Here is a 17,222-nt window from a genome sequence, read left to right on the forward strand (position 1 = left end):
GCTCGCATTGTGGCGCCCCGCCCCGTCGCGAATTTTCGATGCTGATAGCAGACATGAAAAACCGGCTTTGCGGAGTGCAAAGCCGGTTCAGGCTGTCACCGGCGGCTAAAGCACTAGGCCTTCATGCGCGTTTTGTGTGACAGTTTTATTGTCGATGCTGGCGACGACGGTGCCATCGGCGGCGCGGCTCACGGAAATCTCGTGGACCTTGTCACCGATACGCATCTTGGCGCTAAAGCCGTTCCAGCCCTGCGGCAAGGCCGGCGCGACGATCAGGTCGTCGCCGCGCTTGCGGATGCCGAGAATACCCTCGACCGCGGCCCGGTAAAGCCAGGCGGCCGAGCCGGTATACCACGTCCAGCCACCCCGGCCCGCAAGCGCGCCTTCGCCATAAATATCGGCGGCGACCACATAGGGCTCGACGCGGTAGAGGTCGGCAGCTTCGCGGTCCTTGGCATGGTTGACCGGGTTCAGCATTTCGAAGGCCCGCCAGGCATCGTCAGCCCGGCCCTGCGCGGCAAGCGCCAGCACAACCCAGGTGGCCGCGTGGGTGTATTGGCCGCCGTTTTCGCGAACGCCCGGCGGATAGCCCTTGATATAGCCGGGGTCCTGCGCCGAGCCGGAGAGCGGCGGCGTGAACAGCCGGATTATCTGGTGATCGGAATCGGCAAGTTCCACGAGAACCGCATCCATTGCCTGACGCGAGCGCTCAGGGTTGCCTTCCGCCGACAGCACGCTCCAGGACTGCGCGATCGAATCGATCCGGCATTCGTCCGCCCCGGCCGTGCCGAGCGGCGTGCCATCGTCGTAATAGCCACGACGATAGTAGCCGCCATCCCAGCCGGCGGTCTCAAGCGCTGCCTTCAGCGATTCGAGATGCTTTTCCCATGCTTCCGCATGAGCGTTATCGCCCCGCTCCCGCGCAATGGCGATGAACGAGCGCAGCGTTGCCGCCAGGAACCAGCCGAGCCAGACGCTTGTGCCACGCCCTTCGATGCCGACGCGGTTCATGCCGTCGTTCCAGTCGCCGCCGAGGATCAGCGGCAGGCCGTTTTCGCCCGTGCGCTTGATCGCGAGATCGAGCGCCACGGCGCAGTGCTCATAGAGACTGACGCGCCGTTCGGAGACCATGGGCTGGAAGAAATTGTCATGCTGACCGTCCGCCAGAGGCGGACCGTCGATGAAGGCGATCTGCTCGTCGAGGATATCCTTGGTGCCGGTGACCTTGCAATAATACTGCACCGCGTGTCCCAGCCAGACGACGTCGTCCGAGATCAGCGTGCGCACGCCCGAGCCGTTGCCCGGCAGCCACCAATGCAGCACATCCCCTTCCGGGAACTGCCGGGCGGCGGCGTTGAGGATCTGCGCGCGCGCCAATTCCGGCCGATGGACGAGGAACGCCAGCGTATCCTGCAACTGGTCACGGAAGCCGAAGGCACCGCTCGCCTGGTAGAAGGCCGTGCGGGCAAGGATGCGGCAACCGAGGCTCTGATAAGGCAGCCAGGCATTGATCATCGTGTTGAACGCCTTGTCGGGCGTATCGACCGTCAGAACGCCGGTGAAATCCGCCCAATAGGCCTTAGCTTCATCAAGCATCGTCTCGACCGATGTCTTCAGCGCCTGCGCGAGGATATCGCGGGCCTGCTCTTCCGTGTCGCCGTCGCCGACGAAGAAGGTGATCTCGCGGGTTTCCCCGGCCTTCAGCGTTACATCGATCGCAAGTGCTGCGCAGGGATCGCCATCCGCCTCCGTCGCGCCCGAAAGGTCGAAGCCGGAGGTGACCGCGTTCGGCGCATAAATGCTGCCGCTGCGGCCGAGGAACTCGTGGCGGCTTGCCGTAAAGCCGCTTGCCGTCTCGCTCGCAGCGAAGAAGCTCGTGCGGCTGGAGTAATCGATGCTGTAGGGGTTTGTCGCGAGGAAAGACCCGGTCTCGTTGTCCCGCTTGGTGAGCACGAACGGCGCGGTCTTCGACCGGTTGTTGCCGAGCACCCATTCGAGATAGCCGTAGACCTTCAGGCTGCGTTCGCCCGCCGCATCGTTGCGCAGCTTCAGGCGCACAGCCTTGACCGGCAGCGTGCGATGAACGGTCTGGATCACCTCGAGCGCAAGGTCTTCCTGCCTGCTTTCGAAAACCGAATAGCCGAGGCCATGACGGGTTTCGAACACGGTCGAGCCGCGGCGCGACAGGCTACCATAGGGGGTTACGACCGCACCGCTTTCCATATCGCGGATGAAGATCGCCTCGCCCGGACGGTTGCCGACGGGATCGTTGGTCCAGCTCGTCAGCTGGAAATCGCGTGAGTTACGGCTCCAGGTGAAGGCCGCACCTTCGGCGGCCACGTGAAAACCGAAGATCTCGTTGGAAATAACGTTGATCCACGGCTGCGGCGTCGCTTCGCCGCCGCGCAGGCGCGTGACATATTCGCGGCCATCGCCGGAGAAGCCGCCATAACCGTTCCAGAAATCTAAGCCTTCGCCGGAAATCTCCGCCTTGCCCTCATCCTTCGGCATGGCGGCCAGCAAGGGCAGCGTCGCCTTGGACTTCGCCTTCAACGGTGAGGAGAACAGTGAGCCGGCGCGACTGATCTGATCCGACAGCGTACCGTTGCGGGCATGGAAGACGGCGCGGGAGGCGGAGAGCAGCGCCGACCAGGTCTGCGGCTCCATGATATCGCGGCGCACGGCGAAGATATGCTGGCGCGCGCCGTCCGAATGCCCACGCAGGCGCAGGTTTTCACACATCGCGTCGAGCGCATGCTGCATGTCCTGCGCGTAGGATGCGGCACGTTCGTTGACGATCACCAGATCGGCGGTGACGCCGCGGGCGCGCATATATTCCTGCGCCTTCAGCGCCTCACGGGCGATGTTCATATCGACATCGTCGTTGATGCGGATGGTGAAGATCGGGAAATCGCCCGAGATCGACAGCGGCCAGAGGGCCGATTGCGGCCCGAGCCCCGCCTGCACCGTTGCCGAATCGGCACGCAGCTGCATATCGGGATAGGCGAGGTAACGGCCGAGCATCTGGAAGCTCGCGGCCTCCTGCGAGGTGATGCCGACATGGCGCAGCTGCACCTGGCTGCGGGTCCAGGCGTGGATCTGCTCGTGATTGAAGCTGTCGGGGTGGCGATAGCGATCGACCGCCCGATCGACCTGCTCGCGGTTCGGCGCGGCGATCGTCCAGAAGATGATGCTCACCTTCTTGTTGGCCGGCACGCGGATGACCCGGCGCAGCGACATGACCGGATCGAGCGTATAGCCGTCCGTGCCGGAAAGCGCGGCACCCTCGTCGAAGACCTGCGCTTCGGCCAGCGTCCGGCCGACGCCGATAAAGCGGCGGCGATCGGTTTCCGCCTCGGTGCGGCGCTCGCCGCCGGAATTGTCGGCCACCAGATGGGCGACTTCCATATCCGGCTCGCCGGGGCTGCGCTTGTTGCGGCTGACGCGGATCACGTCGCCCTTCGGATCGATCTCCGTGCGCAGGAACATCTTGGCAAACAGCGGGTGGGCGCTGTCGGTATCATCCGTGGTCAGCACCGGCTCGGCATAGGAGGTGACCTCGATGAAACGGTCTTCCGAGCTGCCGTTGAGCAAGGTCAGGCGGCGGCCTTCGGCATCATGCTCGGTCGCAACGATGCACTCGACCTCGCTGGTGATGTCGCCGACGATCTTGACGAATTCCGCCTTGTCGTCGCCGAAGCGGGTCGTGGTCTTTTCGCCCGCCGCACGGCGCGGCTCGGCTGTCGCCGACCACCATTCGCCGGTCGTGGTATCGCGCAGGAACAGGAAGGTGCCCCAGCGGTCTTCGGTCGGGTCGGGCTTCCAGCGCACGACCGTCTGGCCGTTCCAGCGCGAATAGCCCGCGCCGGTCGCCGTCAGCATGACGGAGTAGTGGCCGTTGGAGAGGAAGACGGTTTCCCGATCCTTCTGCAAAGGCTCGACGATGGTGCGGACTTCCGGCCGCAGCAGGTCTTCCTGGCCCTTGCCGAGCGATTCCGGCTCGCGCTTGGCATTCATGATCGGAATGTCGCGCGGCGCTTTTTCCTGCAGCAGCAGTTCGGCCGCCTCGATCACCGGATCGGCATGGAACCATTCACGCAGACGCCCTTCGAAAACGACGTTGGCGACGGCTGCAATCGACATGCCGTGGTGGTGAGCATAGTAGTTGCGCACGACGGCGCAAGTCTGGCCTTCCGGCACGCGGGTCGGGGTATAGTCGACGGCATCGTGGAAACCGTAGACGCCGAGCGCGCCGACGGCGCGCAGCCGTTCGAGGTTCGCCAGCGCCGCCTTCGGATCGTACATGCTGGCGAGGATCGAGGCGTAAGGCGCGATGACGGCATTCTGGCCAAGACCGCGCTTCAGGCCGAGCGTCGGTACGCCGAAGTTGGTGTATTGATAGGTCAGCTCATGGTCGCGCGCGTTGAAGGCGGCTTCCGAGATGCCCCACGGCGTGCCGAGACGGCGGCCATGGTTCATTTGCTCCTTCACCACCAGATTGTTGGTCTGGTTGAGGATGCCGCCCTGCCGCTCCTGCATGACGAGTGGCGGCATCAGATATTCGAACATCGAACCCGACCACGAGACCAGCGCGCCACGCGCGCCGACCGGCACGACCGGGCGGCCGAGCTTGTACCAGTGCTCGGTCGGCAGATCGCCCTTGGCGATGGCGAAAAGGCTGGTGAGGCGCGCTTCGGAGGCGAGAAGGTCGTAGCAGGCCTCGTCCAGTTCGCCGGTATTGACCCGGTAGCCGATCGACAGCAGGCGGCGCTCCTTGCGGAACAGGAAGCTGAAATCCATCGTGAAGGCGAGATCGCGGGTGCGGTCGCGCAGCACGATCAGCCGCTGGCGCAGGCTCTCGATCGCCGTCAGGTCGAAGACGCCGTCGGCGATGTGGGCTTCGCAGGTGTTGACCAGCAGCGCCGCCCAGTTCGAGACCTCTGCGCTCTTGGCGCTCTTCACCTCGTGGTCGAGATTGACCGTGAGCTTGTGCATGTCGCGCGCCAGAACCGCGAGGTTGATGACGCGGATCGAAGCGAATTCATGCTCGCGCTTGACCGCCTGCAAGGCGTTCTCGAAGCCTGTAATGCGCTCGTCGAGCAGCTTGCGCAGCGGCCGAACCGTCTTGCGGTCGTCCGGCAGCTGGGCGAGCATTTCCATCAGGATCGCGGCAACGTCGCCGATGCCGTCGAGGCTGGCCTGAACATGGGCGGAGGGGGCTTCGGCCCATTCGCGGCACATCGAGGAGACGGCGATCAGGTGGCCGGCGAGGTTGCCACTGTCGACAGCCGAAATATATTTCGGCTCCATCGGCTCCAGCGTGTCGGTCTTGTACCAGTTGAACAGATGCCCGCGGAATTTCTGCATGCGGTCGAGCGTGGCGACCGTTTCTTCCAGCCGGCGGATGGTTTCCTCGAAACCGATCCAGCCGAAATCGCGGGCCGACATGACCGAGAGAAGATAAACGCCGATATTGGTCGGCGAGGTGCGCTCGGCGAGCACCGGATGTGGGGTTTCCTGGAAATTGTCCGGCGGCAGGAAGTTCTGCTCGGCGGTGACGAACTGCTCGAAATAGCGCCAGGTGCGGCGCGCGATCTTGCGGAATTCGTCGACGACCTCTTCCGGCACGACGAGCTGGTCTTCGGTTTCGGCCGACTGGCTGACGAACCAGGCAATGGCCGGGGAGGCTATCCAGAGAGCGGCGAAGGGAATGCCGATAAAGGGCAGGCCGGTATCGGAGATCGCCGCCAGCGCCAGCGAGACCACCGCCAGCACCGGCGCCGTCCACATGGAGCGGTAATAGTCCCAGATCGTGCTGTCGGCCGCCGAACTCTGCACCTGGGCGGCCGTGCGCCATTCCAGCATCAGCTTGCCGCTGACGAAAGTGCGGTAAAGCGAGCGCACGATGGCATCCGCCATCATCGCTGCCGAATGAGCGATAAAGACGATGCGCAGTGCGACCTGCGCGTTAGCGGACTGGATTTCCGAGAGAACTGCATGCAGATGCGCCCGTGCGACGATATCGCTCCGACGCGGCATGATGCTGGAGAGCAGCGAGAGCGTCGGGGCGACGAACAGGCTGAAGATCAGGACGAACTGCCAGATCAGCGCCTGGGTCGGCTCCATATAGTACCAGCCCATGACCGAGGCGACGAGCCAGGCGACCGGGATCAGCGAGCGGCGCAGATTGTCGTACATCTTCCAGCGGCCGAGCATGGAGAGGCCGTTCCTGGGGTTGAAGATATAGGGAAGAAGCTGCCAGTCGCCCCGCGCCCAGCGATGCTGGCGCGAGGTCTCGACCTCGTAGCGGATCGGGAAATCCTCGACCAGTTCGACATCGGTGACGAGGGCGCAGCGCGACAGCGAGCCTTCGAGCAGGTCGTGGCTGAGAACCGCGTTTTCCTCGATCCGGCCCTTGATCGCCGCCTCAAAGGCATCTACGTGGTAGAGGCCCTTGCCGGTAAACGTGCCTTCGCCGGCGATGTCCTGATAGACGTCGGAGACGGTGAAGACGTAAGGATCGATGCCGCGATTGGCCGAGAAGATGCGCTGGAAGGCCGAGGCTTCGCTGCCGGTCGTCAGCGACGGCGTGACACGCGGCTGCAGGATGCTGTAGCCGGCAAGCACTTTCTGCGTCACCGGATCGACCACCGGGCGGTTGATCGGATGATAGAGCTTGCCGACGAGCTTGGTGACCGCATCGCGCATCAGGCGCGTGTCGGAATCGAGCGTCATCACATATTGCACGTTTTCCGGCACCGTGTTGGCGCCGGCGAGGAAGGACGTGTCCTTGTCGCCGCGCAAGAGCAGGTTCAGCTCGTGCAGCTTGCCGCGCTTGCGCTCCCAGCCCATCCAGGCGCCTTCGGATTCGTTATAGAGGCGGCGGCGGTGCAGGAGATAGAAACGGGTGCGGCCGTCATGGGCATAGCGCGCCGCAAGGGTCGCGATCTCGCCCTTGGCGTATTCCAGAACCTCGAGATCGGCTGCGGTCTCTTCGACCTGACTGTCGGCCCAGTCGCTGACGAGGGCGAAGTACACCTCGCCGCGGGGATTTGCGAGGTAATGGACTTCGAGATTGCGGACCAGTTCGTCGACATGATCGCGTTTGGAGATCAGACAGGGCACGACGACGAGCGTGCGGGCATCTTCGGGGATACCTTCGAGGAATTCGTAGCCCACCAGCCGCGTCGGCGTGACGAAGAAGGTAACGAGCGTGTTGAACAGGCCCATCGCGCCTTCGGAGGCCGGCAGCGCGAAGAGCAGCAGCATGATCAGCTTCGCGCCGTTCGGAATATCCATCGGGCTGACGAAGGCATAGACGAGGAACATCGCCAGGATCGTCAGGAGGATATTGGGGCCGGCGATCGCCAGCCAGTCGAGCTTGCGGCTGGCGCGGATGATCAGCTGCACGATCGACGGGCGATATTCGATCTTGGCTTCGAGAATGCGGCGCTTCTTGCCGACAAGGTATTCGCCGACATTGGCAGCCCGCACGGAACCGTCTTGCCGCGGCGTCTCGGATTCCGTCTGCACCATGGCCATGGCCAGCTCGGTCACTTCGAGTTCCGTGCGACCGGAGCGGCGTGCCAGTCGCTCGATGGTGTTGCGGTATTTGTTGCGCGAACCGAAATCGAGCGCCATGTAGTCGGAGCCCCGACGCAGGGCCTCGTCGAGCTTGCTAACGCTTTCGAACCAGACGGCCCAGTCGTTGTCGTCGATTTCGCGCAGGCTGCGAATGATGTTGCTCATCGTCGCATTGCCGGAGGAAAGCCGGTTCTGCTCGGCGAGAAGCGCATTTTCGACATCGCTGTCGCGCGCTTCCAGCTGTTCCTCCAGCCAGTTGATCACCAGCCCGGAGGTCTGAGAACCGTCACGCAGACGATAAAGTAGCTGCGCCACGAAGGTATTGTCGGCGGCAAGCGGCTCGATTTCCTTGAGCAGCGCCTTCACCCGATCCGTATCCTTGAGGCGGATCACCTCGTCGGCAACGTCGTTTGCCTTGCGGCGCATGCCGCGCGAGCGATCGACACGGATGGCGATGCGGCGCAGGTTTTCGATCAGTACGAAGCGCAGCAGCGACGGCAGCGCCCAGAGTTCGCCGATCTTGAAGGTGCCATGCTCCTGAAAGCCTCCGACCATCGCCGTCAGGCTTTCGCGCGAAACCGTGCCGTGCGTGTGGGCGACATAAAGCCAGGCAAGCGCCATGGTGCGCGGGATCGTGGTGCCCGCAACTTCGATCGTCGGCAGCTGACGATAGAATTTGCGCGGGAAATCGCGTCGGACTTCCTGGATCGCTTCCTCGACGATGTAATGGTTGTCGAGCAGCCATTCGGCCGCCGGCGTGATCGAGGCGCCGGCCTCGACGTCGCGCGCGGTCACTTTGTAGACGCGGAAAATCTCGTTTTCGTTTTCTCGGTGACGGGCACGGAAATCGAAGGGGAAATAGGCAGGCAGCGAAGAGGCGCCGTTCAGCGCCAGGTTCGACCCGCAGGCCCTCAGCTCATCGTTGGAAAAATAGGTCGAGCGGATCGAATCGTTATAATCGATTTGCCTGGTCTCAGCGTCGCGCGGGGCATGGGTATCGTTAAGGGGCATGGGGGCGGGTTCTGGGTCCAAGCGGTGTTGACGGGTGTCGTCCCCATCCTGTTCCGGCAGGATGAGGCGCGCCCCTGGGGATTGGCGCTGCGCCGTCACGATCCTAGATACTCGCTCGTATCGCGCCAGCCGCGGTCTGCGCATGCGCAAAACCGCAACCACCGGCATTGCCCCCAAGGGCATAGGACATCGTGAAAGCAGCAGTCAGTACAGGGCCGCGTGATGTATGAAAGTGGCATTTTTTAGCCGCTGAGCCAATGCGTTGCAAGGACGGGAAGCGGTCTGGACGACAGAATATCGGCCGCACCGCAGGTATTGGCATGCAGGGGCAAGCCTTCAGGACGAGATTGGCTCTCGGGGCAGGGAAAGGGACGGTCATCCTCTATCTAACGCCGTACCGTGACAAAGGTTCCGTTTTTTGTCGGCTCTACGGCACCTGCGCCGAAATCCAGACCCGGAAAGCCTCGCTGATCGGGTTTTCCTGCTTGCCCTCGGGAACGACGAGATAATAGGAATTTTCCGTCTGCATCGGGCAATCGAAGAGAATGCTCAGCCGGTCGGTCGCCAGTTCCTGCTCGATCAGGTAACGCGGCACCAGAGCAAAACCCATGCCGGCAACCGCCGCCTCGATCACCATGGAAAACTGATCGAAGCGATTGCCGCGATAGGCGGACTTCAGCTCGCTGCCGTAAAGCTCGAACCATTGCGCCCACATCTTCGGCCGCGTTGCCAGATGCAGGAGCGGCTTGTTTTCAAGCTCCGCCGGCTCGCTCATCGGATGGCTGTCGATCAGGGCCGGGCTTGCCACCGGCACGATGATCTCGCTGCAGAGATAGCTGCAGGTCGCATGCGCCCAAATCGGCTGGCCGTAGTGGATAGCCAGATCGAAATTCTCCTCCTCGAAATCGAAAGGCTTGGAGCGCGAGGCGATGTTGACGACGGTGCCCGGATGCCGCGCGAGGAAATCGGGAAGCCGCGGCGTCAGCCAGCGGCTGCCGAACGTCGGCAGCGAGGCGATGGAGAGCGACGAATCGGAGCGGGCCGAGGCCATCGCCCGCACCATCATCTCTTCCGACTGATTGAGCAGCCGGCGCACTTCGGGCAGGAAATTCTGCCCGGCATCGGAAAGGACCACGCGCTGGCGCACCCTCTCGAACAGGAGTACGCCGATCTGGCTTTCCAGATCCTTGATCTGCCGGCTGACCGCGCTCTGGGTCAGGTTCAGCTCGGCGGCGGCCTGCGTGAAGCTGCCATGGCGGGCCGCACACTCGAAAGCCTGCAGCGTGGTGATGTCCGGGACCAGTCGTCTGCTCAACTTCATTCCGACCTCGCATGATCATAGTCACAACGGACGCAATCAAAGCTCATTCGGCTCCTATATGATCCGAAATGAGAATGATCACCCTATCCGTATTCCATAATGCGAGGCGTGCTGCCGTGAAAGAGAATAGTTTCGTTTCCACCGATGACATCCGCTCGGCCTTCTCGGCCGCCATGTCGGCCATGTACCGCACCGAGGTTCCGGCCTATGGGACTCTGATGGAACTGGTGGCAAAGGTGAACACTGACACGCTTTCCGCCGACCCTTCGCTCAAGGCCCGTCTCGAAGACACCGATACGCTGGAGCGCATCTCCGAGGAGCGCCACGGCGCGATCCGGCTCGGCACGCCCGCCGAGCTTTCGATGATGCGTCGCGTCTTTGCGGTCATGGGCATGTATCCCGTCGGCTATTACGATCTGTCGACCGCCGGCGTTCCGGTTCATTCGACCGCCTTCCGCCCGGTCGGCGAGGAAGCCCTGAAGCGCAACCCTTTCCGCGTCTTCACCTCGCTGCTGCGTCTCGACCTGATCGACGACGGGGACCTGCGCGCCGAATCTGAAAAAATCCTCGCCCGCCGCCAGATTTTCACGCCGCTTGCCGTGGCACTGACCGAAAAGGCCGAGCACGACGGCGGCCTTGCCAGGGCCGATGCCGACCGCTTCGTTTCCGAAGTGCTGGAAACCTTCCGCTGGCACGACACGGCCAATGTCAGCCCGGCCATGTATCACCGCCTGCACGATGCACATCGCCTGATCGCCGATGTCGTTTCCTTCAAGGGGCCGCATATCAACCACCTGACGCCGCGCACGCTCGACATCGACGCCATCCAGGCCCGCATGCCGGAATACGGCATCGCGCCGAAGGCCGTCGTCGAAGGTCCGCCGACCCGCAAATGCCCGATCCTGCTGCGCCAGACCTCGTTCAAGGCGCTCGAAGAGCCCGTTTCCTTCCAGACCGAGGACGGCAGCTGGCAGGAAGGCTCCCACACCGCCCGTTTCGGCGAGATCGAGCAGCGCGGCATCGCGCTGACGCCTAAGGGCCGCGCGCTCTATGACGAACTGCTGACCGCCTCGCGCAAGATCGTGCGTCCGGCAGCCGATGGCTCCAATGCCGCCGCCTATGAGGCTGCCCTTACCGAAGCGTTCGCCGGCTTCCCCGATACCTGGGCCGAAATCCGCGCCAAAAACCTCGGCTATTTCTCCTACTCGCTGACGGAGAAAGGCCGCCGCACCGGTGTCGTCTCTTCTGCCGATATCGAAAGCCTGATCGCTGCCGGCCTCGTCCAATTCGACCCGATCGTCTATGAAGACTTCCTGCCGGTCAGCGCCGCGGGTATCTTCCAGTCGAACCTCGGCGATGGCGCCGCACAGGAATTCGTGGCAAGCCCGAACCAGCAGCGTTTCGAAGCCGACCTCGGCGCGACGGTGCTGAACGAGTTCGATCACTACGCCGGCATCGAGCAGGCTTCGATCGACGAGTGCCTGCGCGCCCTTTCGACGCCTGAAGCCGCCGAGTAAGAGATATCGATGCTCAATGAAACCCACATAGCCGCCCTTCAGGCGCTGGTCTCGGACAAGGGTCTTGTCCGGGATGCCGGCGGCATGGCGGCGTATGAAAACGGCGCCCGCTATGACGAGGGCCGCGCCGCCCTCGTCCTGCGTCCGCAGACGGCCGAAGAGGTTTCGGCCGTCGTTTCCTATTGCGTGAAGAACGGCCTGCCGCTCGTGCCGCAATCCGGCAATACCGGTCTCGTATCCGGCTCGACGCCGGACAATTCCGGCACCCAGATCGTGCTCAGCCTCGATCGCATGGTGAAGCGCTTCGATCTCGATCTCGACAACCGCTCGCTTCGCCTCGATGCCGGCTTCACCCTTTCCGAAATCAACCGCCGGCTGGAGCCGCGCGGGCTTTTCTTCCCGATCGATCTGGGGGCGGACCCGCGCCTCGGCGGCATGATCGCCACCAATACCGGGGGCTCGCGCTTCCTGAAATATGGCGATGTGCGCAAGAACACACTCGGCCTGACCGTGGTGCTCGCCGATGAGGCCGGCACGGTCCTCGATCTCAGTTCCGACCTGCGCAAGAACAACACCGGCATCGACTGGAAGCATGTCTTCATCGGCACCTCGGGCGCCTTCGGCATCGTCACCGAATGCGTCGTCAATCTGGAGCGCTTGCCGCGCCAGACGGCGACGGCCTATCTCGTGCCGGCCAGCGGCGCCCACGTGATGCCGCTGCTGCGGGCCATGGAAGAACGGCTCGGCGCCTATCTCTCTGCCTTCGAGGGCATGTCGAAAAATGCCGTTTCGGCAGCACTTTCCCATGTCCCCTCGCTCAAGAACCCCTTCCAGGGCGGCAACATTCCCGACTATGTGATCCTTGCGGAAATCTCCCGCACCTGGGAGCCGCGCGAGGGCGAGCAGCCGCTCGATGCCGTGCTCGAAAGCGTGCTGGCCGAAATCTGGGAAAGCGAAGAGGCGCCGCTTGCCGACGCTTTCGTCGGCCCGGCCCACGAAATGTGGTCGCTGCGCCACGCGCTGTCCGAGGGTGTAAAACACCTCGGCAAACTCATCGCCTTCGACCTTTCCTTCCGCCGCGGCGACATCATGGCCTTCTGCGACCACATGAAGCTTGAAATGCCGGCCCGCTTCCCCGACATAACGATCTGCGATTTCGGCCATATCGGCGACGGCGGCGTGCATTTCAATCTCGTGGTGCCGAAGGACAGCCAGGCCGCAACAGACCAGGATTTCGAAAAGCGCCTGCGCGACTGGATCTTCTCCGTCGCCGTCGAACGCTTCTCGGGCAGTTTTAGTGCGGAACATGCCATTGGCCGCAAGAACCAGAGCTATTACGATCAATACACACCCCGACAGGTCCGCACGCTCGCGGCCGGCCTGAAGGCTATCACCTCACCCGGTGCCCTCGGCACGGTTCGCTTCTGACAGAACAACATTCAAGAAACGGGAGTTTTTGACCCATGAACATCGCAACCAAGACCGTGAACGTGGCGGCAGAAGCCGCAAGCCTTCTCGACAAGCTCGGCGTCGACAAGGCGCTCTATACGGGCGGCGACATGGCATCCTATTCGCCGGTCACCGGCGAAAAGATCGCGGACCTGAAGATCGTATCGGCCGACGAAGCCGCCAGGAAGATCGCCAAGGCCGACGAAGCGTTCCGCGCCTGGCGCCTCGTTCCCGCACCGAAGCGCGGCGAACTCGTTCGCCTGCTCGGCGAAGAACTGCGCGCCCACAAGACCGAACTCGGCCGCCTCGTTTCGCTCGAAGCCGGTAAGATCCCGTCGGAAGGCCTCGGCGAAGTTCAGGAGATGATCGACATCTGCGATTTCGCCGTCGGCCTTTCCCGCCAGCTTTACGGTCTGACCATCGCCACCGAGCGTCCCGGCCACCGCATGATGGAAACCTGGCATCCGCTTGGCGTCGTCGGCGTCATCTCCGCCTTCAACTTCCCGGTCGCCGTCTGGTCGTGGAATGCCGCGCTTGCTTTCGTCTGCGGCAACTCCGTCGTCTGGAAGCCGTCGGAAAAGACCCCGCTCACCGCTCTTGCATCGCAGGCTATCCTTGAGCGCGCCCTTGCCCGCTTCGGCGATGCGCCGGAAGGCCTGAGCCAGGTCCTGATCGGCGACCGCGCCATCGGCGAAGTGCTCGTCGATCATCCGAAGGTTCCGCTGGTTTCGGCCACCGGCTCGACCCGCATGGGCCGTGACGTCGGTCCGCGTCTTGCCAAGCGCTTCGCACGCGCCATCCTCGAACTCGGCGGCAACAACGGCGGCATCGTCTGCCCGTCCGCAGACCTCGACATGGCGCTGCGCGCCATTGCCTTCGGTGCGATGGGCACCGCCGGCCAGCGTTGCACCACCCTGCGTCGTCTCTTCGTTCACGAGAGCGTCTACGACCAGCTCGTGCCGCGCCTGAAGAAGGCCTATCAGAGCGTTTCCGTCGGCAACCCGCTGGAATCGTCCGCGCTGGTCGGCCCGCTGGTCGACAAGGCCGCTTACGACAACATGCAGAAGGCGCTTGAAGAAGCAAAAAGCCACGGCGGCAGCGTCACCGGCGGCGAGCGCGTCGATCTCGGCCATGCCAATGCCTACTACGCCAAGCCGGCTCTGGTCGAAATGCCGAAGCAGGATGGTCCGGTCACCGAAGAAACCTTCGCACCAATCCTCTACGTCATGAAGTACAGCGATTTCGACGCTGCTCTTGCCGATCACAACGCCGTCGGCGCCGGTCTTTCCTCGTCGATCTTCACGCTCGACCTGCAGGAAGCCGAGCGCTTCCTGTCGCCGGACGGCTCGGATTGCGGCATCGCCAACGTCAACATCGGCACGTCAGGCGCTGAAATCGGCGGCGCCTTCGGTGGCGAAAAGGAAACCGGCGGCGGCCGCGAATCCGGCTCGGATGCGTGGAAGGCCTATATGCGCCGCGCCACCAACACCGTGAACTACTCCAAGGCCCTGCCGCTGGCGCAGGGCGTATCCTTCGATATCGAATAATCGGAGCGATACCCATGACCATCAATGCAACGATCGAGGAGGCGGGCTTTTTGCCCGCCTCGCGGATATCGACCATCGGGGTTTCCGAAATCCTGAAGATCGGCGCCCGCGCTCAAGCGCTGAAGCGCGAGGGCCGGCCGGTGATCATTCTCGGCGCCGGCGAGCCCGACTTCGACACGCCGGATCATATCAAGGACGAGGCCGCCAAGGCGATGTATGCCGGCGCGACCAAATACACCGCCCTTGACGGCTCGCCGGAACTGAAGAAGGCTATCCAGGGCAAGTTCGAGCGCGAAAACGCCCTGTCCTACGGGCTCGACGAAATCACCGTTGCCACCGGCGCCAAGCAGATCCTCTTCAACGCCATGATGGCGACGCTCAATCCGGGCGACGAAGTGATCATCCCGACGCCCTATTGGACCTCCTATTCCGATATCGTCGAGATCGCCGAAGGCAAGCCGGTGCTGATCGCCTGCGATGCAGCAGCCGGTTTCCGCCTGAAGGCAGAACAACTGGAAGCGGCGATCACGCCGAAGACCCGCTGGGTGATGTTGAACTCGCCCTCGAACCCCTCGGGTGCGGCCTATAGCGAAACCGACTACCGACCGCTGCTCGACGTCCTGCTGCGTCATCCGCATGTCTGGCTTCTCGTCGACGATATGTACGAACACATCGTCTATGACGGCTTCAAGTTCGTGACGCCGGCCGCCCTCGAGCCGAAGCTGAAGAACCGCACGCTCACCGTCAACGGCGTCTCCAAGGCCTATGCCATGACCGGCTGGCGCATCGGCTATGCCGGCGGCCCGCGCGATCTGATCAAGGCCATGGCCGTGGTGCAGAGCCAGGCGACCTCCTGCCCCTGCTCCGTCAGCCAGGCAGCCTCCGTCGCGGCGCTGAACGGCCCGCAGGATTTCCTGAAGGAACGGACCGCCAGCTTCCAGCGGCGGCGCGATCTCGTGGTTTCGGCGCTCAACGCCATCGAAGGCCTCGATTGCCGCACACCCGAGGGTGCCTTCTACACCTTCTCCGGCTGCGCCGGCGTGCTGGGCAAGACCACGCCGACCGGCCGCAGGATCGAGAGCGACCGCGACTTCTGCGCCTATCTGCTCGATGACGCCGATGTCGCCGTCGTGCCCGGTTCGGCCTTTGGTCTTTCGCCCTATTTCCGCATCTCCTACGCCACCTCGGAAGACGAGCTGAAAGTGGCTCTGGAACGGATCGCCAAGGCCTGCGCCGCCTTGCGCTAACGAACCCGAAGACCCCGCAGGCTATGCGGGGTCTTCGACGCGAAATCATTGTGTGGCACACCCTTTTGCTGCTATCCCGGCACACGAACCGGCCAACAGAGGCCCGGTTGAACCGGGGTCCGATCGTTCATGTTCCGCAGCTTGCGTCCGTCGACAGACATCATCGAGAAACGGCGAAAGAACGCGCTCGAACCAGCTCACGCCAACTATTTCAAGGGCAAGAGCGGATCGCTGCGCATCATGCTGCAGGCCCGCCACGACTTTCTCTCCATCTGGCGCAGGAAGGACTACACCGACCACGTCTCGTCCATCAAACTGCTGGGACGCCAGATCGTTCTCGTCAATTCCCCGGACGCCATTCGCTACGTCGTCGCCAAGCGCCACGAAAACTTCGAGCGCAAGACGCCGCAGATGCGCCGGGCATTGGAGTTCCTGCTTGGAGACGGCCTCTTCATCTCCGACGGCGAGACCTGGAAACAGCGCCGCCCCCTCGTCAACGACATCGTCCATAAGAACCGTCTGCCTGTCTTCGGCAAGATTATGGAAAAGACGGCGAGCGAAATGGTCGAGCGCTGGAGCGCCATGCCGGACGGCGCCGAGGTCAACGTGCTCTTCGAGATGGCCGGGCTGACGGCGGAAATCATCTCGCGCAGCGTCTTCGGCAACGATCTCGGCGAGGATGGAGCCAAAGCGGTCTCCGAAGGTTTCGAAAGCTACCAGTCGCTGATCGATTCCATCAATCTCGGCTATTTCCTCGGCTTTGACGAGGGCTTGCCGGTGCTGCGCACGCCGAAACTGCGCAAGTCCGTCTCGCGCATCCACGCGATCATCGACAAGGTGGTGGAAGATCATCTCGCCGGCCGTGGCGACGACCAGTCGATGGTTGAACTGCTAGTGCGCCGGCAGAAGCGCAACCCGGAACTCAAGCTCGATGTGGTGGCCCTGCGCAACGAGGCCGCCACGATCTTCATGGCCGGGCACGAAACGACGGCCGCCACGCTCACTTGGGCGTGGTACCTGCTGTCACGCGCGCCCTGGGTCGAAAAGTCGGTTCATGACGAAATTGCCCGCGTCTGTGGCAGCCGCGTGCCCACGCTCGACGATCTGCCGGACCTCAACTGGTGCCGCGCGGTGATCGAGGAAACGCTTCGACTCTATCCGCCCGTACCGATCCTGGCACGGCAGGCGACCGAGGCCGACCGGATCGGCGATATCGATGTGAAGCCGGCTTCGCTGGTGCTCATCGTGCCGTGGCTGCTGCATCGCACGGAAAGCCTGTTCAAGGACGCCCATCTCTTCAAGCCGGAGCGCTTCCTCGGCGAAAAAAGGCCGGTGCCTTACAGCTACATCCCCTTTGCCGCAGGCCCGCGCGTCTGCCCCGGCCTGCAATTCGGCCTCAACGAGGCGATCCTTTGCCTCGCGGTGCTCGCCCAGCGCTTCCATGTTCGCGTTGCCGACGATCTCAAGGTCGAGCCGCAATGCCGGCTGACCTTGCGCCCGCGCGGCGGATTGCCGGTGACGCTGCATCGCCGCACCACGGCGTAAC

General features: G+C 63.3%; 7 protein-coding genes. 5 read left to right on the forward strand and 2 right to left on the reverse strand.

Annotation, left to right across the window (positions count from 1 at the left end):
• Positions 1-105: 105 nt before the first annotated feature.
• Both ASC86_RS17150 and ASC86_RS17155 read right to left on the reverse strand, forming a co-directional pair.
• Complete coding sequence (locus tag ASC86_RS17150) at positions 106-8,595, reverse strand: glucoamylase family protein (RefSeq protein WP_156387095.1); 8,490 nt, start codon at positions 8,593-8,595, stop codon at positions 106-108.
• Between the two features lie 427 nt (positions 8,596-9,022).
• Positions 9,023-9,916 (reverse strand): LysR family transcriptional regulator, encoded by an 894-nt coding sequence (locus ASC86_RS17155; protein WP_056323781.1) that lies wholly within the window; start codon positions 9,914-9,916, stop codon positions 9,023-9,025.
• Between the two features lie 116 nt (positions 9,917-10,032).
• Between ASC86_RS17155 and ASC86_RS17160 the strand changes: the two genes are divergently transcribed.
• The 5 genes from ASC86_RS17160 to ASC86_RS17180 all read left to right on the forward strand — a co-directional run bounded on the left by ASC86_RS17160 (position 10,033) and on the right by ASC86_RS17180 (position 17,221).
• The gene (locus ASC86_RS17160) at positions 10,033-11,433 is read left to right on the forward strand and encodes a VOC family protein (RefSeq protein WP_156387096.1); all 1,401 of its coding nucleotides are present in this window, start codon (positions 10,033-10,035) and stop codon (positions 11,431-11,433) included.
• Between the two features lie 9 nt (positions 11,434-11,442).
• The gene (locus ASC86_RS17165; RefSeq protein ID WP_056323788.1) at positions 11,443-12,861 is read left to right on the forward strand and encodes an FAD-binding oxidoreductase; all 1,419 of its coding nucleotides are present in this window, start codon (positions 11,443-11,445) and stop codon (positions 12,859-12,861) included.
• Positions 12,862-12,896: 35 nt separating this feature from the next.
• Positions 12,897-14,429 carry an aldehyde dehydrogenase family protein gene (locus tag ASC86_RS17170; RefSeq protein ID WP_056323790.1) on the forward strand — a complete coding sequence of 511 codons (1,533 nt, stop codon included), beginning with the start codon at positions 12,897-12,899 and terminating at the stop codon, positions 14,427-14,429.
• 14 nt (positions 14,430-14,443) lie between these two features.
• Positions 14,444-15,676: a pyridoxal phosphate-dependent aminotransferase gene (locus ASC86_RS17175; RefSeq protein ID WP_056323793.1), complete on the forward strand. Its 1,233-nt coding sequence runs from the start codon at positions 14,444-14,446 to the stop codon at positions 15,674-15,676.
• 129 nt (positions 15,677-15,805) lie between these two features.
• Positions 15,806-17,221, forward strand: a complete 1,416-nt coding sequence (locus ASC86_RS17180) for a cytochrome P450 (protein ID WP_056323796.1) — start codon at positions 15,806-15,808, stop codon at positions 17,219-17,221.
• The last annotated feature ends 1 nt before the right edge of the window (position 17,222 follow it).

Source organism: Rhizobium sp. Root1212 (assembly GCF_001424985.1).
In the GTDB taxonomy this organism is placed as follows: domain Bacteria; phylum Pseudomonadota; class Alphaproteobacteria; order Rhizobiales; family Rhizobiaceae; genus Pararhizobium.